The organism is Flavobacterium degerlachei (assembly GCF_900106645.1).
GTDB lineage: Bacteria > Bacteroidota > Bacteroidia > Flavobacteriales > Flavobacteriaceae > Flavobacterium > Flavobacterium degerlachei.
The window spans coordinates 194,829-215,386 of record NZ_FNMV01000005.1 but is presented as its reverse complement, the minus strand read 5'-3'; the positions used below and the strand labels follow the sequence as shown (position 1 = coordinate 215,386).

The 20,558-nt window shown below is 34.3% G+C and carries 14 protein-coding genes; 8 read left to right on the top strand and 6 right to left on the bottom strand.

Annotated features, from left to right (window positions below):
• The first annotated feature begins 143 nt into the window (after window positions 1-143).
• Complete coding sequence (locus BLV91_RS07070; RefSeq protein WP_091431176.1) at window positions 144-2,546, top strand: TonB-dependent siderophore receptor; 2,403 nt, start codon at window positions 144-146, stop codon at window positions 2,544-2,546.
• Window positions 2,547-2,664: 118 nt separating this feature from the next.
• Window positions 2,665-3,213 carry a PepSY-associated TM helix domain-containing protein gene (locus BLV91_RS07065; protein WP_091431174.1) on the top strand — a complete coding sequence of 183 codons (549 nt, stop codon included), beginning with the start codon at window positions 2,665-2,667 and terminating at the stop codon, window positions 3,211-3,213.
• A gap of 71 nt (window positions 3,214-3,284) precedes the next feature.
• On the opposite strand, the gene BLV91_RS07060 is transcribed toward BLV91_RS07065, so the two are convergent.
• Window positions 3,285-5,918, bottom strand: coding sequence for a valine--tRNA ligase (locus tag BLV91_RS07060; protein ID WP_091431172.1), 2,634 nt, complete (start codon window positions 5,916-5,918; stop codon window positions 3,285-3,287).
• A 218-nt stretch (window positions 5,919-6,136) separates the two neighbouring features.
• Here BLV91_RS07060 and BLV91_RS07055 point away from each other — a divergent pair, with 218 nt between their 5' ends.
• Window positions 6,137-6,526: a DUF1573 domain-containing protein gene (locus tag BLV91_RS07055; RefSeq protein ID WP_091431170.1), complete on the top strand. Its 390-nt coding sequence runs from the start codon at window positions 6,137-6,139 to the stop codon at window positions 6,524-6,526.
• A 62-nt stretch (window positions 6,527-6,588) separates the two neighbouring features.
• Here BLV91_RS07055 and BLV91_RS07050 read toward each other — a convergent pair whose 3' ends face one another.
• A complete protein-coding gene (locus BLV91_RS07050) occupies window positions 6,589-7,917 on the bottom strand; it encodes an aspartyl protease family protein (protein WP_091431168.1) in 1,329 nt (442 codons plus the stop codon).
• 128 nt (window positions 7,918-8,045) lie between these two features.
• Between BLV91_RS07050 and BLV91_RS07045 the strand changes: the two genes are divergently transcribed.
• The 5 genes from BLV91_RS07045 (at window position 8,046) to lgt (ending at window position 13,106) form a co-directional block, all read left to right on the top strand.
• Entirely contained in the window at window positions 8,046-9,239 is a 1,194-nt protein-coding gene (locus tag BLV91_RS07045) for a pyridoxal phosphate-dependent aminotransferase (RefSeq protein WP_091431167.1), read from the top strand.
• Between the two features lie 263 nt (window positions 9,240-9,502).
• Complete coding sequence (folE, locus tag BLV91_RS07040; protein WP_091431164.1) at window positions 9,503-10,174, top strand: GTP cyclohydrolase I FolE; 672 nt, start codon at window positions 9,503-9,505, stop codon at window positions 10,172-10,174.
• A 120-nt stretch (window positions 10,175-10,294) separates the two neighbouring features.
• Window positions 10,295-11,773 (top strand): cysteine--tRNA ligase, encoded by a 1,479-nt coding sequence (cysS, locus tag BLV91_RS07035; RefSeq protein WP_091431162.1) that lies wholly within the window; start codon window positions 10,295-10,297, stop codon window positions 11,771-11,773.
• 33 nt (window positions 11,774-11,806) lie between these two features.
• Entirely contained in the window at window positions 11,807-12,052 is a 246-nt protein-coding gene (gene yidD, locus BLV91_RS07030) for a membrane protein insertion efficiency factor YidD (RefSeq protein ID WP_091431159.1), read from the top strand.
• Between the two features lie 100 nt (window positions 12,053-12,152).
• The gene (gene lgt, locus BLV91_RS07025; protein WP_091431157.1) at window positions 12,153-13,106 is read left to right on the top strand and encodes a prolipoprotein diacylglyceryl transferase; all 954 of its coding nucleotides are present in this window, start codon (window positions 12,153-12,155) and stop codon (window positions 13,104-13,106) included.
• A 59-nt stretch (window positions 13,107-13,165) separates the two neighbouring features.
• Here the strand turns inward: lgt and BLV91_RS07020 are convergent, their stop codons facing one another.
• From BLV91_RS07020 to mdh, 4 genes are all read right to left on the bottom strand, one after another.
• On the bottom strand, window positions 13,166-15,409 hold the full coding sequence (locus tag BLV91_RS07020; protein WP_091431154.1) for a T9SS type B sorting domain-containing protein: 2,244 nt from the start codon (window positions 15,407-15,409) through the stop codon (window positions 13,166-13,168).
• A gap of 231 nt (window positions 15,410-15,640) precedes the next feature.
• Window positions 15,641-16,255 carry an acyloxyacyl hydrolase gene (locus BLV91_RS07015; RefSeq protein ID WP_091431151.1) on the bottom strand — a complete coding sequence of 205 codons (615 nt, stop codon included), beginning with the start codon at window positions 16,253-16,255 and terminating at the stop codon, window positions 15,641-15,643.
• Between the two features lie 139 nt (window positions 16,256-16,394).
• Window positions 16,395-19,364, bottom strand: a complete 2,970-nt coding sequence (gene secDF, locus BLV91_RS07010) for a protein translocase subunit SecDF (RefSeq protein ID WP_091431148.1) — start codon at window positions 19,362-19,364, stop codon at window positions 16,395-16,397.
• Window positions 19,365-19,584: 220 nt separating this feature from the next.
• On the bottom strand, window positions 19,585-20,520 hold the full coding sequence (gene mdh, locus BLV91_RS07005) for a malate dehydrogenase (RefSeq protein ID WP_091431146.1): 936 nt from the start codon (window positions 20,518-20,520) through the stop codon (window positions 19,585-19,587).
• Window positions 20,521-20,558 lie beyond the last annotated feature (38 nt).

Below are 20,558 nucleotides of genomic sequence, written 5' to 3'. Positions count from 1 at the left end.
AGCCGTTTTAGACCCCGAAAAAATACCTAAAAAATTGATAAACAAACTCTTAAAATAATTATTAGTATTTAATCTAAATAAGCTTTGTTAGTTCAAAATCAGATTATATATTTGCACTGTTATTTTAATTAAATCTAAATAAGATGAAAACCCAGATTAGCATCGTAGCGTTATTATTATTTGTAAGCCTTTTTGTAAATGCACAAGAAAAAGGAAGCATACAAGGAAAAATAGTTTCTGCTGACGGATATCCATTGAAAGAAATTGTAATAAAACTAGCAAAAGGAACTTATACCAGTGAGACCAATAATGATGGTACATTTAGATTTGATAATTTCCCAGTAGGTATGCATACCTTAATAATTGAGGGAATTGGACTAAAAAAACAATCCAAAGAAATAAAAGTATCAGCAGACAAAGTATCCTATGTAGAATTCAAATTACATGAAAATATAGAATCTTTACAAGAAATTGTCATTGTCTTTAAAGGGAGTACCAATAAGAAAAAAGAAAATGTACTTTCAGGTTTATCATTAAAACCGTTAGATATCCCACAAAGCATACAGATAATAGGGAAAGAAATTATTACTCAACAACAAGCCATCCGATTAAGTGAGGTAATAAAAAATGTAAATGGAGCTTATGTAGGTTCGGCTCGAGGTGGTGCTCAAGAATCAATCTGGTCCAGAGGATATGATATGACGGCAAACAATATGTTTAAAAATGGGTTCCGTTTTAGTGGTGGATCCGTTCCTGAAGTATCTTCACTAGAAAAAGTAGAGGTTTTAAAAGGAAGTGCTGCATTATTATTTGGAAATGTAGCTCCAGGTGGTGTTTTAAATATGGTTACAAAAAAACCATCATTTGAAAAAGGAGAAGAATTAAGCATGCAAGCAGGTAGTTTTGCATTCTATAAACCTTCTATTGATATTTACGGTCCCTTAAACAGCTATATTGCTTACCGATTTACAGGCTCTTACGAAAACTCAGAAAGTTTTAGAGATGTGGTAAAAAAAGAAAGGTACTATATTAACCCGTCCTTCCTTTTTAAAGTAAGCGACAAAACCGAAATAGTATTACAAGGAGATTATCTACATGACAATTGGACGCCCGATTTTGGTACAGGTATAATTGGAAAAGAAGTTGCTGATGTAGCACGAAATACTTATTTAGGTGCAACATGGTCAAATGGTCAAACAAGACAATCTAGTGTGTCTGGACTGGTAAAACATGAATTCAACAAAGATTGGAAATTAAATTTCAATACTTCTTTCCAAGATTATAATAGGACTTCAAAAGGAACAGAACGTATTCAACCTAGTGATAATGGAGATTGGAGCAGGCCTCTTGGACAAAATAAAAACCTAGAACAAAATATTGGTCAACAAATCAATCTGCAAGGTGATTTTAATACGGGAAGTGTAAAACATCAACTATTTACTGGAGTTGATTTTGAAAACTCATTTGCACAAGCATATCGCTTTAGCTTCTCACCATCTACTTATGGATCTGGAAATATTTTTGATTTTGAAAATTTTGATCAAGGTGGTGCTATCCCTAATGCCGATATTACACGAATCGTAAAAACAAACACAAATAGTTTTGGAGTTTATGCACAAGATTTAATTTCACTTACTGATAAATTCAAAGTATTAGCAGGACTGCGTTGGTCATGGCAAGAGTCACAAGCAACCACTCATGATTATACTACTACACCTATAACTATTTCAGAGGACCAAATACGTGTTGACCAAGCCTTTACTCCAAAATTAGGTTTAGTATTTCAACCAACGAAAGACATGTCTTTATTTGCGAGCTATTCGAATTCATTCACACCTAATTCAGGAACTACCGTTGATGGAAAAGTAATAAAACCCTCTTTGATTGATCAATATGAAGCGGGAATTAAAAAAGATTTTTGGAAAGGTTTATTGAGTACTAATGTAACTGTATATCAAATTACCAATAGCAATTTAGCACAAACGGCTGAATTCAAAGCGGATGGTTCATTAAATATAGATTCCACTATAAAAGTATTAAGCGGTGAAACAACCAGTAAAGGAATCGAAATAGATATTACTGCAAGACCAGCCGACGGACTTAATATCAATGCAGGTTACAGCTATAATGACATGCGTTATACTAAAACATCTGGACTTAACGGAAGTTTTATTGAAGGAGATCGTTTAGCAAGAACACCAGCTAACACCGCTAATATGAGCTTCTTCTATACCTTACAATCAGGATTATTAAAAGGCGTTTCAATAGGAGCGATAGGAAATTATATTGGTAAACGCGTTGGTGGATGGAATAACCAAATTCTTATTGATGCCGATACCCAAGAACAAACTCTTAGAGACCGACAAATTCCACTAGGTGATTACACTACTTTAGATGTATCAGCAGGTTACGAATGGGAAAAGTTTTCTATCTTATGTAAATTATCGAATGTTGCAAATGTTCTGGCCTATACAGTACATGAAAACTATAGTGTGAATCCTATTGGACCTCGTCAAGTGATGACTTCATTGAAATATAAATTCTAAAGTCCTCTGTCAAAATAAATTCAAAAAGTTTTTTCTGACTTAATAAATAACTGAAAAAAGTTTTTTCTTTTTTATACTATTACACATTATTTTTGCAAACACAAAACCGACACATTCAATGAAGAAGAAAACGTTACGCAACTTACATAGAGACTTAGGCTATTTCTATATCGGACTAATTGTATCCTTCGCCTTTTCTGGCCTTATGATGAATCATAGAGAAGCCTGGCATCCGGAAAAGTACACCTCCGAAACAAAAGCCATTGAAGTACAACTTCCTGAAGAAAGTGAAATCAATGAAGATTTCGCCAAAGATTTAGGTAAAAAACTGGGAATTGAAGATAAATTTAGACGTCAAAGAATAAAGAAAAATCAATTTACCATTTCATTTGAGAAACATGATGTCGAAATTGATATGAAAACTGGTAAAGGAGAAATTGTTTCTTTCTTTAAAACACCCATTATTAGTCAATCTATGTCATTGCACAAAAACACTTCTAACTTTTGGATTTACTATTCTGATATTTTTGCAATTAGCTTAATCGTTATTGCATTAACAGGAACTATAATGGTTAAGGCGGGTAAATTCAGTTTTAAAGAACGAGGTTGGAAACTGGCAGTCGCTGGAGTTATATTTCCGTTGATCTTCTTGTTTTTATTTGCATAGTAATTTATAAACATAAAAAATCCCATTCGCCGCGGCGAATGGGATTTTTTTATTGAAAAGCAATTTTAATTTTATTTCAATCCAGCTAAACTTTGCTCGATTGTTTCAATTTTTGCTAAAGCATCTGCTTCTTTTTGTCTTTCATTTGCCAAAACTTTCTCTGGCGCTCCGTTAACAAACTTCTCATTAGACAGCTTCCCTTGTACTGATTTCAAGAAACCTTTGGTATAATTCAATTCCGTTGTCAGTTTTGCAATTTCTTCTTCAACATTTATATTTCCTGAAATTGGAATAAAATATTCATTCGAGTTCACACGGTAAGACAATGCGCCATCCACCTTTTCAGTAACATATTCTAGTGATGTCAGGTTACCTAATTTAGTCAGCACTGAGTCAAAATAAGTTGAAGTATTGTCGTTATTAATGGCTTTTAATTCGATTGCATCTTTAAAAGGAATATTCTTGTCCTTACGGATGGTACGAATTCCAGAAATCACTTCCATTGTGCTTTCGAAATCAGAAATTAAACTAGCACTAAATGGTTTCATCTCTGGCCATGTTGCAACGATTAAAGCTTCTTCTTTCGTTCTTGGAGCCAATATTTGCCAAATCTCTTCTGTTAAGAACGGCATAAACGGGTGCAATACTTTTAGATTATTTTCTAGCATTTCTATCGCTTTCGCAAAAGTTACACTGTCAATTGGCTGTTGGTATGCCGGTTTTATCATTTCAAGGAACCAAGAACAGAAATCATCCCAAACTAGTTTGTAAGTTCCCATTAAAGCTTCTGAAATTCTATATTTTTCAAAGTTATCTTCGATTTCCAAAAGTGTTTGTTGCAACTTCGCTTCGTACCACTCAATCGCCACTTTAGAAGATTCTGGTTGTGGAATTGTATCTGAAACTTCCCATCCTTTAATCAATTTGAAGGCATTCCAAATTTTGTTAGTAAAGCCTTTTCCTTGGTTACATAATTCTTCGTCAAACATAATATCATTTCCTGCAGAAGCACTCAAAAGTAAGCCTACACGAACACCATCAGCACCGAATTTTTCTATCAAATCCAAAGGATCTGGTGAATTCCCCAGTGATTTAGACATTTTACGTCTTTGTTTGTCACGAACTAAACCAGTCAAATATACATTTGTAAATGGTTTTTTTCCTGTGTATTCATATCCTGCAATAATCATTCTCGCCACCCAGAAAAACAAAATATCTGGACCCGTTACTAAATCATTAGTTGGATAATAGTATTTAAAATCTTCGCTTTCTGGATCCATAATACCTCCAAAAACGGACATTGGCCATAGCCAAGAAGAAAACCAAGTATCTAAGGCATCAACATCTTGAGTTAGGTTTTGGGTTGTTAGGTTTTGGTTATTAGTTCTTACTTTAGCTAAAACTAATGCTTCTTCGATAGATTCAGCTACAACGAAATCTTCCTTACCATCTCCGTAGAAATAAGCAGGAATTTGTTGTCCCCACCACAATTGACGAGAGATATTCCAGTCACGAATATTGTTTAACCAATGCGCGTATGTGTTTTCAAAACGTTTTGGATGTAATTTAATATCACCATCAACCAATACCGATTGGATTGCTGGTTTAACCAAATCTTCCATTTTCAAGAACCATTGATCTGATAACCTTGGTTCGATAACTGCCTTAGTTCTTTCAGAAGTTCCTACTTTATTCAAGTGTGTTTCTGTTTTAGATAAAGCGCCAATAGTCTCTAGTTCTTTTGCAATTTCTTCACGAACTACAAAACGGTCTTTCCCTTGGTAATGTAAACCAAAACTATTCATTGTTGCATCTTCATTGAAGATGTCAATAATTTCAAGATTGTGTTTCTCTCCAAGAGTTTTATCATTCATATCATGCGCAGGAGTCACTTTCAAACATCCTGTACCAAATTCGATATCTACATATTCGTCTTCAATAATAGGAATTACTCTTCCGCAAATAGGTACAATCGCTTTTTTACCTTTCAAATGAGCAAAACGTTCATCATTTGGATTAATACAAATAGCCGAATCACCAAAAATAGTTTCTGGACGTGTCGTTGCAATTGTCAGGAAGTCTTCACTTCCTTCTATTTTATATTGAATGAAATATAATTTCCCTTGTCTCTCTTCAAAAATCACTTCTTCATCTGACAAAGTAGTTTTAGCTTCTGGATCCCAGTTTACCATTCGATATCCACGGTAAATCAATCCTTTGTTGTATAAATCAACAAAAGAACGAATTACAGAAGCAGACATATCTGGATCCATAGTAAATTTAGTTCGTTCCCAGTCGCAAGAAGCACCTAGTTTTTTAAGCTGTTCAAGGATAACACCTCCATACTTATCCGTCCAGTCCCAAGCATGAGAAAGAAACTCCTCTCGAGACAAGTCGTTTTTATTGATTCCTTCGGCCTTTAATTTAGCTACGACTTTGGCTTCCGTAGCAATAGACGCGTGATCTGTACCAGGAACCCAGCAAGCATTAAATCCTTTTAGACGTGCTCTTCTAATCAAGACATCTTGAATCGTATTGTTCAGCATATGCCCCATATGCAATACTCCTGTGACATTAGGCGGAGGTATTACAATAGTATATGGTGTTCTATGGTCTGGTTCAGAATGGAAGTAATTATTTTCCATCCAGTATTCATACCATTTATTCTCAATAGTCTTAGCGTCAAATTGTGCTGGAATTGTCATGTTATAGTGGATTCAATTAATCTTTAAATTCGATTGTTTGTTGTGTCAGTTATATGAATAGTCAAACCACAAATAACCATTTTAAACTTTGGTCTGATTTTTGTAATTCATACTGGGAACAAAAGTAAATAATTAAGTACACTATAAAAAGCGAAATAAAAATTTGTGCCTTAATTAAAAGAAAGTAACTTTACTTTTATAAACATAAAAAAATTCTGATGAAAAAAATCGTAACATTAATAGTGGTCGTATTGTTTAGCAGTATTGGATTTGCCCAAAACGGAGCAAAAATAGATTTCAAGGCTGAAAACAACACCATTGATTTCGGGACCATAACAAAAGGAAAAGATAATGGCATTCGTGTATTTGAATTCACAAATACTGGTGACGCTCCCTTAGTTATATTCTCGATTCAGTCTACTAGCAACGTCACAATTATCTCTAAACCTAAAGATTCCGTTCTACCTGGTAAAACAGCTAAGATTGAAGTTAAGTATAATTTAGTTCCAGGTCCTATTAGAAAAACAATTACTGTAGAATCAAATGCAGTTAATTATGATTATGGTAGAGTCCCTTTGAAAATTAAAGGTGAGGTAATTGCTAATTAGATTAAAAAAATGTAAAATATAAGACGCTCCTTGATAATTATTTCAAGGAGCGTTTTTTTTTATCATAATATGTCTTTCAGTTGAAATTTAAATTTAAGAATTTGGCTTTTTCTTTCCACCTCGATAGTAATCCATTTTTCATACTCTGAGCGTAAAAGAGAATTTAATTTTTGCAATGTATATTTATAGGCTTGCATACCATTAACTGTTTTAATTATATCTCCTTTTTGCAAACCACTATTTTTTGCTGGTGAATTTTTCCTAAGATGCGCTATTTCATAGATGGGTTTTAACTGAAATTTATACTTAAGGTTGGAAACTGTTTTATCCTTTCTTGTCATCATATGATCAACTACAACAGGAATAGCTTGAAGATGTACTGTTTCCTGTACCCACTCCTCCCCTATATGACTAATTTCGATTCCACTTCTATTATAATGAAAAGGATCATCAAAATTTTTATTTTTCCTTAAAAACATATTCTCATTTCTATAGTCGAAAACAACAGAAAATCGCTTTAAAATATCACCCCCTACAGATCCTACTCTATCCGAAACCATTTTGACATGCCTCAATGAACTGGAATCCGGAAAGGCAGCAATAGGATTAGAAAACTTAAACTCAGAAATTCCAAATTCATTAATTCGTGCCCTGTTTCCCATCACATCACCACTAAATCCTTTACCTAGATAATCCTCAAAATTCTTTTCGGGTACATATATATGCTTAGAGGTATTCTCAAAAAGCCATATCGCATCACTATTTCCTACGTCAACTAATAACTTAGCAGCAACTTTTACAGAGTCTATAACAACCATGCTCGTTAAATAAGGTTTTGCTCTTTCGATAGAAATGGCAACTTTATTATATTTTCTTTCTATCCTTTTTCTGTTTTTCTTAGTGTCTTTATAAAAAAACACCTTTTTTTTATCGTAATTAATTTCAACCAAATTATCTTTAAAAAAAGGATAGCCAATAATTCCGTTTACAGGAATCCCTACATGAGATGACATATTAAAATCTTGGTCTAAAATAATATATAACAGATGCTTAATTGACCTCATTCCTTTTACATCTAGTATGTTACCTTCAGATTTGAGTCCTTCAATAGCTTCCTCACTTCCCAAACCCATTAAACGTACTTTTTCAATATTTTTAAGACTGACTTCCTTTTTATCTTCCAGACTGAACAACACAGTCTCTTCGACACCGGAATCCAATAGAAATGTCAGCTCAACTCCATTAACATTTAAGGGGATGAACACCAAATTATTAATAAGCTGAAATGGAATACTCACTTTGTTAGCCCCATTTTTAAATTGAAACCCGTCCTGTGCAAAAGTGGGAAAGCTATAAATGAGTAGAAAAAGGAAAAAAGCGACTTTACTCATAGGAAATCATTTGCATAAATTTACTAAAAATATCAAAGAACATTGCACATTTAACAATAAATAGGGACCTAAGCGGTATTAAATTCGAAAAAAAAATCGCAAATTTGCAATTCAACAATAAAACTATCATGCCAAAAATATCGAACAAAGGTCAAAAGATGCCTGAATCTCCAATACGTAAATTAGTTCCCTACTCTGAAATAGCCAAGAAAAAAGGCAATAAAGTGTACCATCTAAACATTGGTCAACCGGATATAAAAACACCTGAAGTCGCAATGAATGCAGTAAAAAATTTCGATATTGAAGTATTGGAATACAGCCATTCAGCCGGTTTCGAGAGTTACAGAACAAAATTATCCCAATTTTATAAAAATCAAGGATTACCTATTGAGGTTGAAGACATAATCATTAGCACCGGTGGATCTGAAGCATTGCTTTTTGCCATGGGAAGTACAATGGATCATGAAGATGAAATTATCATTCCTGAACCATTTTATGCTAATTACAATGGCTTCTCTACTGCATCTGGAGTTACAGTTGTTCCTGTTATCTCCTCTATAGATACTGGATTTGCATTGCCTCCAATAGCAGATTTCGAGAAATTAATTACTCCAAAAACGAAAGCAATACTTATTTGTAATCCAGGAAACCCAACAGGTTATTTGTATTCAAAAGAGGAAATCATGCAACTTGCTGAATTAGTAAAGAAACATGATTTGTTCTTAATTGCTGATGAGGTTTACAGAGAGTTCACCTATGATGGAGACGTTCATTATTCAGTAATGAATATCCCTGGATTAGAAGAAAATGCAATCATGATTGACTCTGTATCTAAAAGATACAGTATGTGTGGTGCTAGAATTGGATGTATTGTTTCAAAAAACAAAGAGCTAATGGCTACAGCAATGAAATTTGCTCAAGCCCGATTAAGTCCTCCTACATTTGCACAAGTAGCAAGTGAAGCAGCGCTTGACACGCCTCAAAGTTATTTTGATGACGTAATCTCTGAATACAGAGAGCGTAGAGACACCTTGATAACTGAATTAAATAAGATCGAAGGTGTAAAAGTTGCTACTCCAAAAGGGGCATTTTACTGCATCGCAGAACTACCTATTGAAAATGCAGATGATTTTGCACGTTGGTTATTAGAAAGCTATGATCTTGATGGAGAAACAGTAATGGTAGCTCCTGCAGCTGGATTTTATTCTACTCCAGGAGTAGGAATGAATCAAGTTAGAATAGCGTATGTCTTAAAGAAAGAAGATTTAGTTCAGGCAGTATACATTCTTAAAGCAGCGATTACAACTTATAACGCTAAATAATTTAACCAGTCAAAATATAACAAACAGTCAGTGGCACTCGTATTAACACAAGTCGACTTACAGTTATAAGGTTAAATGACAATAATAGAAAAGGTAATAACACTATTTGTTATTGCCTTTTTTTTATTTGGTCGTACACGTTTTATATTGATGGTCACGCCAAAAATGACCTTGATTAATTATTAAAAGGTATAGAAAATCTTTAGTTTTTATTAATTATCTTTACAGCCTAAAAATATACACTTATATAATAGTAGCTTTTAATGAAACACAATGAAGAAATTCATGACGAAATAGGAGAAAATCATATTGGTTCATGTGCAACAAACCCTGTAAGAGACGATGCTTTTGCAATTAGTGATGACGAAAAAATTGAAAAAATAAAAAAAGATGTTGAGAACATCCTATTGACATTAGGAATGGACTTGACAGATGACAGCATGAAAGGCACACCAAATCGTGTCGCCAAAATGTTTGTAAAAGAAATTTTTGGAGGGTTAAACCCAGCTAGAAAGCCAAAAGCTTCAACGTTCGACAATAACTATAAGTATGGCGAAATGTTAGTTGAAAAAAACATCATCGTTTACTCTACTTGCGAGCACCACCTTTTACCTATTATAGGAAGAGCTCATGTAGCTTATATCTCTAATGGTAGAGTAATTGGTCTTTCAAAAATGAATCGTATCGTAGAATACTATTCTAAAAGACCTCAGGTTCAAGAGAGACTGACAATGCAAATAGTTCAAGAATTACAAGAAGCATTAGGTACAGAAGATGTGGCTTGTGTAATTGATGCAAAACACCTTTGCGTAAATTCAAGAGGAATTAGCGATATAGAAAGCAGTACGGTAACCTCTGAATTTGGCGGAAAATTTAAAGACCCTCAAGCTCGTAGAGAATTTTTGGATTACATCAAATTAGAAACAAAATTCTAGAAAGGTTGTTTTACTAATAAACAACTCCATAGCCCTGATTGAAGTAAAAATCCTTTTTGTTTTTTTTAAACAAAAAGATTGCAGCGAAAAGCAGGAACTAGCTCCTAAAAAAAAAATTAAATGCCTCTATATAATACTCAGACTCTAAAAATATACAACTCTCTTTCAGGAGAAAAAGAAACATTTAAACCTATTCATGAAGGGAATATTGGTATGTATGTTTGTGGACCTACAGTTTACAGCAATGTACACCTTGGAAATGTTAGGACTTTCATGTCTTTTGATATTATTTTCAGATATCTCCTGCACTTAGAATATAAAGTACGTTATGTAAGGAATATTACTGATGTGGGACATATTGTGGATGATGCTGAGGATGGTGAGGATAAAATTGCCAAAAAAGCACGTTTAGAACAATTGGAACCAATGGAAGTTGTACAAAGGTACACCGTTGATTTTCACGAAATTTTGAAAGCTTTTAATTTTTTGCCTCCAAGTATTGAACCTACAGCCACAGGACACATTATTGAGCAAATTGAGATTATAAAAAAAATAATTGCAAGCGGAATTGGGTACGAAGCCAACGGCTCTATCTATTTTGATGTGGTTAAATTTAATGAAACAAACCATTACGGAAGATTAAGCGGTCGAAACATCGAAGACATGCTTGCCAATACTCGAGATCTTGACGGTCAATCTGACAAAAGAAACCCGCAAGATTTTGCCCTGTGGAAAAAGGCAGAGCCACAGCATATTATGCGTTGGCCTTCGCCTTGGAGCGACGGTTTCCCTGGTTGGCATTTAGAATGTACGGCAATGAGCACAAAATATTTGGGCAACCATTTTGATATTCATGGTGGCGGAATGGATTTAAAATTTCCTCATCACGAATGTGAAATTGCACAAAATGAAGCTTGTACCGGGCAAACACCAGTTAATTACTGGATGCATGCCAACATGCTGACATTGAATGGCAAGAAAATGGCTAAATCTACTGGGAACAACATTTTACCTAGAGAAATCTTAACAGGTGAAAATTCAATATTAAGCAAAGCATTTTCAGCTTCTGTAGCTCGATTTTTCATGCTTCAGGCACATTACAGAAGTATTCTTGACTTCTCAGATGATGCAATTGTTGCAGCAGAAAAAGGATACAAACGATTGATGGAAGCACTGGAAGTTCTTAAACAACTACCTACAGCTTCAAAGAGCACGCTTGATATCGCAGCTTGGAAACAATCTTGCTATGATGCTATGAACGACGATTTCAACACACCCATTTTAATAGCACAACTATTTGAAGGTGTTCGTTATATCAACTTAATAAATGACGGAAAGGAAAACTTGACTTCTGAGGATTTGGAAATTTTCTCTCAAGCAATGAATGCTTTTGCGTTTGATGTATTAGGACTGGAAGACGAAAAGACTTCAGATAGCTCGAATGATAAGTTAGAAGGTGTGGTAAATATGCTTATTAGTATGCGAAATCAAGCGAGAGCCGACAAGAATTTTGCTCTTTCTGACCAAATCAGAGACCAATTAATCTCTTTTGGAATACAATTGAAAGACGGTAAAGAGGGAACCACTTTTAGTGTATAACTACTCTTTAGGACAAATTAAAAAAAAGATTAAATGCTGAATAAAATACTGATATTTCCTTTTTTAGTACTGGTTCGTATCTATCAGCTTATTATATCGCCATTGACACCCGCCTCTTGCCGATTTGAACCTACTTGCTCTTCCTATATGGTCGAAGCACTAAAAGTTCACGGTTTATTTTATGGCGGATTTTTAGGTTTAAAAAGAATAGTGAGTTGTAATCCTTGGGGAAAAACAGGCTACGATCCTGTTCCTAAAAAGAAATGCAGCCATAATTAGTGACATTCACAATAGTGTTAGATGCTGTTACTATTCTTTAACAGAAATTTCATACCGAAATTCTTAACAAAAAATGTATTTTTACATCAAATAAAAAATAATGACACACGCTTTAAATATAGTTTGGAACCCTTCAGAAGGATTTGATTTAGGTTTTTTTATAATTAGATTCTACAGCCTTATGTTTGTAGTTTCTTTTGGATTGGGTTGGTATATAATGAAAAACATATATGAACGCGAAAATGAATCTATCGAAAAGTTAGATTCACTATTTATCTGGACCGTCCTTGCTACATTGCTTGGAGCCCGCTTGGGACATGTTCTTTTTTATGACTGGGAATACTTTCGCAATCACTTATTAGAAATATTCTTACCAATCAGAGAAAATATTAACGGTACTTTATTTGGATTTATTTCAGGTTGGGAGTTTACTGGATTTCAAGGATTAGCAAGTCATGGCGCTGCAATTTCGATCATAATAGCCATGTACTACTACAGTAAAAAAGTATTAAAAAGACCGTTGTTATGGATTTTGGATCGCGTAGTAATCGCTGTAGCAAGTGGTGCTATCTTTGTAAGATTAGGTAACTTTTTTAATTCCGAAATAGTAGGAAAAGAGACTAGTTCAGCTTTCGGAATAAAATTCATTCGCGATCATTTTAGTCCTAATGACGCTGTAAACGCTACCCAAATACCTAACCCACAAGAGGCCTACAATGCCATTGCTACCAATCCACAGTTTGCTAACTTATTAGCACAGGTCCCTGCAAAACATCCCGCTCAATTGTATGAGGCATTTTGTTATGTTTTTGTGTTTACCATATTATTTTTCTTGTATTGGAAAACAGAAGCAAGACAAAAATCAGGATTCTTATTTGGACTTTTTCTAGTAATGTTATTCTCTGTGCGTATCGTTGTAGAATTTGTCAAAGAAAGCCAAGGTGGTTTTGAAAGCGCACTCGGTCTACTTTCCACAGGACAATGGCTTAGTATCCCTTTCATATTAATTGGTCTTTATTTTGTTTTTACAGCCGAAAAACCAGTTAAAATATAAGTATTTTAGATTTTATTACACACAAAAAAGCTCCCGTAATGACGGGAGCTTTTTTTGTGTTATCTTTTTAATGAAAAGTGCGATCTAAACTTTTTAATTATACCATCTTCAGGATAGTCAACCACAAACCAATAATCAGTTGCGGGTAGAGGTCGTCCATTATAAGTTCCGTTCCAACCATTACTGTTTGGGTCAATCTCTTTTAAAAGCTTACCGTAACGATCAAATATTTGAATCTTGGAACCTAATTTATCAACTAAAGTAGAGACATTCCAATAATCATTATATCCATCATTATTTGGGGTAAAAAATTTAGGGTAACCTATTACTAGAACATCATTTTTGGTTATCGAAGCACTACAGCCTGTTATATCTTGCACAGTAACTGAATGATAGCCCGGAGACAAATACTCAAAAATAGGACTCTGCTGAAAAGGGCCATCATCTAGTTGATATAAATAATCTCCAGCTCCCGTTGCCGCAACAGTAATCACTTGATTTTCGGAAAAAGCTTCGGTAACCGTCCAAGAAAAATCAACTAAAGTATTGGATGGATCAACCCTAATGGACACTGTTAATTCATCACTACATTGTCCGTTGTCCGGAGTAAAAATATAATCAGCTGTACCTACAACAGCAGTGTTTACAATTGCGGGACTCCAAGTTCCAGTAATCGCCGACGTATTTGAGGAACTTAAAGGTAAGGTTGGAGCTACTGAATTCTCACAAACGGTTGTGGGAATACTCGAAAAAATCGGTGTCCTTAATTGATTAACTGTAATTGTTAATACAGATGTTGCTGCACATTGACCTGAATCAGGTGTAAAAGTATAAGTTGTTGTGTTCGTATTATCTAACGCTGGTGACCAAGTACCTGTATATCCATTATTAGAAGTCGTAGGTAAAGGCAACAAAGGAGCACCTGTACAAATTGCAGCAACCGCTGTAAATGTTGGCGTACCATTTGGTCTAACCGTAATAGTCATCGTTGTCGTCGTTGCACATTGTCCTACAGTAGGGCTAAAAGTATAAGTTGTAGTGGCGGTATTGTTTAATGAAGGACTCCAGTTACCCGTAATACCATTGGTAGATGTTGTTGGCAAAGGTGACAAAGTAGCTCCAGAACAAATAGCAGGCACAGCGGTAAAAGTTGGTATTACATTTTGATTAACAGTTATAGTAAATGTTGTAGTTGGACTTGCCACACATTGGCCAGGATTAGCAGTAAAAACATAATTTGCAGGTCCTGAAGTACTAGTATTAACCGTGGCTGGACTCCAAGTACCACTTATAGGAGTAGCATTCGTAGAACTTATTGGTAAAATGGGTGCTGTTGCATTCTGACATATAGTTGATGGAACAGTCGCAAAAACAGGAGTTGCTAACGGCATCACAGTAACTGTTAATGTTTGTGTCGTAGCACAAGGAAACAAAACAGAATTTGGCGTAAAAATATAATTTCCAGTCGCTGTATTACTTACTATTGCAGGTGACCAAGTTCCAGAAATATTATTGGGAGACATTGGACCTAATACTGGAGGAATTGAACCAGCACAAATTGCAGCTATAGCAGCAAAATTAGGCGTTACAGTAGCAGTCCCACAAGGAACAACACAAGTAAATTCAGAACGATCACAAGGATATGTCGTATGCCAAACCGTCAAGGTAACTGATTGACCTGGTAATAAACTAAAAACCTGTAAATTAGTAGGGCCAGTTGTACCGGTTACTGCGGGTCCACCTTCAACAGAATAACTATAGGTATATTGATTAGGCAAACCAGGAGTATTTGACCAATCAAAAAAAACACTACTATTTTTATCTGCAGCAGCAATTTGAGTGGGATCACATCTCAAATTAAGAATAGCACTTCCATTATCAGCAACCACATTAACCACGATTTCAGCTCTAGCACTCTCGCCAGTGCCGTCAGACTGACTTACATAGTATTTCGTTTGACCAATATTAGTTGTTGACGGAATAGGCGCTATTGGGCTTCCAGTACCCACAGTTGCAGCAATTCCATACCAAATTAAAGTGGCACCAGTTGACGCCGTAGCAGTTAATGCAGTTGCGACACTATTTTGACATAAATAGATTGGAGAAATGACAGTAGGTGCTAGCGGAGCAAAATCTTTATTCTCAGTAGCAGATTTATCTGTAGAAAGCAACATCAAACAATCCTTATCTTTAATATTTGATTCAAGCCTTAATCTACCGATTGTCGTATGCGCGAAGATAGAAATATGGGATAAAAACGCAATTAAAAACAAATAAGCTAATGACCTGATTCTTTTTTTCATTATTCGTTAATTTTAAATTTGAGCAAACATAAAAAGCTCATTAAATCAATTCCAGTAAATATATAAAATTACACAACTTTATAAACTAAAAAATTAGATATTGTTGAACTATTCAAGAATTATATATCCCAAAAAAAAAGCCATACACTTCCTAAAACTGCGCTCCTTACAATAAACTTCTCGTTACATTAATGCCAAAAACTAACGACCAAAATTACCTAAAAGAAATAACTACAACGGCACATTCAAACCAAGTTCTAAGTTTACCGAATTAAACCCATTATTCAACTGTTGCAGTCCAGCATTCGATAAATGCCCAAAATTAGGTCTAAATTCGAAAATTGAAGTGTGAATTTTAAACGAAAATCCTAAAGACAACACAGTCGAAAAGGCAAATCCTTTAGAAAGTCTTTCCGTCTCCGTATCAGTCACCATAGGTCCTATGCTCGCCAACATAAAAACACTAAATCTTTCACTCAAAGACCTAGAAGCAACCAATCCGAAATTTAAACTATAATTTTTAATGTTTTTCAACCTGCCATATTCTAACCTTTTTTCCTGGTAATTTGCAACATCTTCCTTAATATAATACAAATTTAAAAGCTGATGCTCCACAAAGTCAACTTGCGGCTGGACCAGCAATTCATATTTCATTTTTTTAGATTCTTTTAGTACTGTACAAAATTGTAATTTAAAATAATGACTATTATAGCTGTAATCTTTGTTTTTGATATCATTCCCAAAGCCATAATACACACCAACCGAATTACTATGCTCTACATCCTGCGCATGAACAGCAGAAATGATAAGCAATAAGAATAAAGTAAAGCGTGTATTTGTACTCATGATTAGACTTATTTTAGAAAAAGTAGGTAACCAAATACTTCTATTAAAATTAGTCAATTTAAAATTGATAGAAACAAAAAGCCAAAACAAAAAAAAGGCCCAACTTACGTCGGGCCTTTTAAAATATGTTAAGTATATCTTAGCTTTCTTGATGTTGCTTCTCGATTAACTTTTTATCTTCTCTAGAAATTGTGTCAACCAATACTGGTGTAGCAATAAATAATGAAGAGTAAGTTCCAACAATAATACCTATAAGCATCGCAAATATAAATCCTCTAATTGACTCCCCTCCAAAAATGAACATGATCAATAACACAACGATCATTGTCGCTGAAGTATTAATTGTTCTTGACATAGTTGAATTAATCGATTTATTTACAATTTCAGAAAATGTACCTTTTGTTTTACCATCTAAGAATTCACGAACTCTATCAAATACAATTACTGTATCATTCATAGAATAACCTATTACAGTAAGAATTGCAGCAATAAAATGTTGATCGATTTCCATTCCGAATGGCATAAACTTGTAACATAAAGAATAAATTCCCAAAACAAATATTACGTCATGCGCTACCGCAGCAATCGCACCTAAACTATATTGCCATTTTCTAAAACTAATCATTAGGTATAAAAATACAATCGCCATAGCTCCAAGTACAGCCCAGTAAGCGTTAGTTTTGATATCTTCAGCAACTGTAGGTCCTACTTTTGAGGCTTGCACAATTCCGAATTTCTTACCTTCATAAGGATTTACAAATTTTTCATATGTCAATCCAGCAGAAAAATGATTTTTTAAACTTTCGAACATCAACTTATTCACTTCTTGATCAGCTTCAATTCCGTGTTCTTCTACTTTATATTTAGTAGTAATCTTAAGTTGATTATCATCACCAAATATTTTAGCTTCTGCGCTTCCAAAGACTTTTGTCAATTCTTCTTTCACTACTTCTGCTTCAACTGGTTTTTCAAAACGAACTTGAAAAGTTCTTCCTCCAACAAAATCAACACCTTGATCTAGTTTATTAGTTGCCAATGACACAATACTTATTACAACTACAATTGCAGAGAATAAATATGCCCATTTTTTAAAACGTAAGAAATCAAAATTAAAGTTTGTAAAGAAGTTTTTAGAAAATCCTGTCACAAATGACATATTACTATTTTTTCTTATACTCCAATCAATAAATATTCTTGCGATAAAAATAGAAGTAAATAAAGAGGTTATGATACCAATTAATAAAGTAGTAGCAAATCCTTTAATTGGTCCAGAACCAAAAATGAACAATACAGCTCCAGTCAATATGTGTGTAACGTTAGCATCTACGATTGAACGCATAGCTCCAGTCCAACTATAAGATGCTTTAACAGCTTCTTCTAGCGTTTTACCTTCACGCAATTCTTCCTTTGCTCTTTCATAGATAATAATATTCGCATCGACCGCAGTACCCATTGTTAACACAATACCGGCAATACCAGGCAAAGTAAGAACAGCACCTAAACTTGCTAAAATACCAAATAAGAATAATAAGTTAACCGCTAAAGCTACGTTAGCATACCAACCCGCTTTACCGTAGTAAACCATCATCCAAAGAGATACTAATAGCATTCCAACAATTGCAGAAGTTGTACCATTGTCAATCGCTTCTTGACCTAAGGATGGTCCTACAACTTCAGACTGAATAATATCAGCAGAAGCAGGAAGTTTACCAGCTCTTAAAACGTTAGCTAAATCTTTAGTTTCTGTTACGTCAAACGATCCTGAAATTTCAGATCTTCCTCCTGAAATGGGCCCAGTTGAAACTCCTGGAGCAGAGTAAACAATATTATCAAGAACGATAGCAATGTTACTTTTTTGAGTATATGCTTTTCCAGTCAATTCTTCCCAAGCTTTTGCACCTTGTCCATCCATTTGCATAGAAACGGCTGGCTTACCTAATTGGTCAAAAGTATCTTTAGCATCACTAACTACACCACCACCCATTGCAGGTACATTATCTCTATTCCCTTTTAAAGCATATAATTCAACAGCTTCAATATCTTTTGCTTTATCATCTTGTATTGTGGTTAGTTTACCCCAAACAAATTTAGCATAACGCTGCTCTGCAGGCAATAAAACTCTAATATCAGATCTTTTTAGGTATCCATTTATTGTAGCTGTATCTTTTGGAGAGAAAAGTCCTAGAACTGGTCCACCACCTTGAGCAAGAATTTTGTCAAATAAAGGATTATTACCTTTTTTAGTTGCAGAAGAATCCTTTCCGTCAGTTAATAAAGCACTCAATGAGTCTTTCACTACTGGCTTAGATTCTACTGTATTTACTACAGTTTTTTTCAATGATTCATTTGCGGCTACTAAAAAGCTACCCATTTCATCAATCTTATACGTTTCCCAAAACTCTAACTGAGCAGTACTTTGTAATAATTTTTTTATTCTATCTACATCTTTAGCACCAGGAAGTTCAACAAGGATTTGTCCAGATTCCCCTAGTTTTTGAATATTAGGTTGAGCTACACCAAATTTGTCAATACGTTTTCTCAAAACGCCAAATGCACTTTCCACAGATTCATCAACTTTTCTTTTGATAACTTTTTGAACTTGCGAGTCAGTCATTTGAAAATCAACTCCACCTTCGCCTTGCAAACTTCTGTTAGCAAAAATATCAGGAGATGCCAATTTAACGGTTCCTTTAGAATTAGCTTCAAAAGCTTCAAAGAAAGCATCTATATAAGTTTGATTTCCTTTTTGATTTGCAGTTGCATCCGCTAAAGACTTATTAAAAACAGGGTTTTTAGAATTATTAGATAATCCTTTTAATATGTCCTTTACTGAAATTTGTAATATCACATTGATACCACCTTCCAAGTCAAGACCTTTATTAATTTGCTTGTCTGTTACTTCATCAAAAGTAAAATCTGTAAATCCTAAGTTATACACTTTTTCTTTACCAATAGAATCTAAATATCTCGCTTCTTTTTCTGGATTTCCTCCGGAGAAAGATTTAGCGTCATCTTTTATTTTGCTTGACACAAATGTGAAAGAAAGCTGGTAAATACTTACCAATGCAAATAGAATTGCGAAAAATTTAATAAGTCCTTTATTCTGCATTATTACTAAAAATTAATTATTTAATATTTATTTATTTTTCCAACCCGTAACATTCAACCTGACAATGATTTAAATCTAAAAAACCAAAAGTAGGCATTATATTATTTTTTTTTAACCGAGCAAATATATAATTAACGTTAACATTAACCAATTTATTTATTGATTAATCTCAAAAAAAAGACTGCATAACTGCAGTCTTCATTAATATATAACAATTGGATTAAGCTAAAATTGATTTCAAGGCATCATTCATTTGCCTAACTGCTTCAGCACTTTTAGCAAACTTAGCTTTTTCACTATCGTTTAACTCAATTTCTATAATTTCTTCCACTCCATTTTTACCTATTATACAAGGTACACCTATACAGATGTCATTTTGCTCATATTCGCCTTCAACAAAAACAGAACAAGCAATCATTTTCTTTTGGTCATTCAAAATACTATCTACCAAATAAGCAACTGATGCTCCTGGCGCATACCAAGCTGAAGTTCCTAAAAGCCCTGTTAGTGTTGCTCCTCCTACCATAGTATCGGCAGCCACTTTCTGTAAAGCTTCTTCAGATAGAAATTGCGATACTGGAATACCATTGTATGATGCTAAACGCGTCAAAGGAATCATTGTCGTATCACCATGTCCTCCAATAACCATCGCAGAGATATCATTTGCTGGTTTATCTAAAGCCATTGACAAGTACGTTCTAAAACGAGAACTATCAAGAGCTCCACCCATTCCTATTATTCTGTTTTTTGGCAATCCTGTAGATTTCAATGCTAAATAAGTCATTGTATCCATTGGATTTGAAACTACTACGATAATTGCTTCTGGCGAATGTACCAAAACGCTTTCAACAACAGTTTTTACAATTCCCGCATTGATTCCAATTAATTCTTCACGAGTCATTCCTGGTTTTCTTGGAATTCCAGATGTAATTACCACAACACTACTATTTGCAGTTTTTGAATAATCATTAGTAACACCTGACACCTTCGTATTAAATCCTGTATTGGTAGCACATTGCATTATATCCAACGCTTTACCCTCAGCAAATCCTTCTTTAATATCTAACAACACAACTTCACTTGCAATTCCTCTATAAGAAATTACGTCTGCGCATGTTGCTCCTACATTTCCTGCTCCTACAATAGTAACTTTCATATTATATGTGTGTATTTTTTGGTTAGTTAATCAGTGTT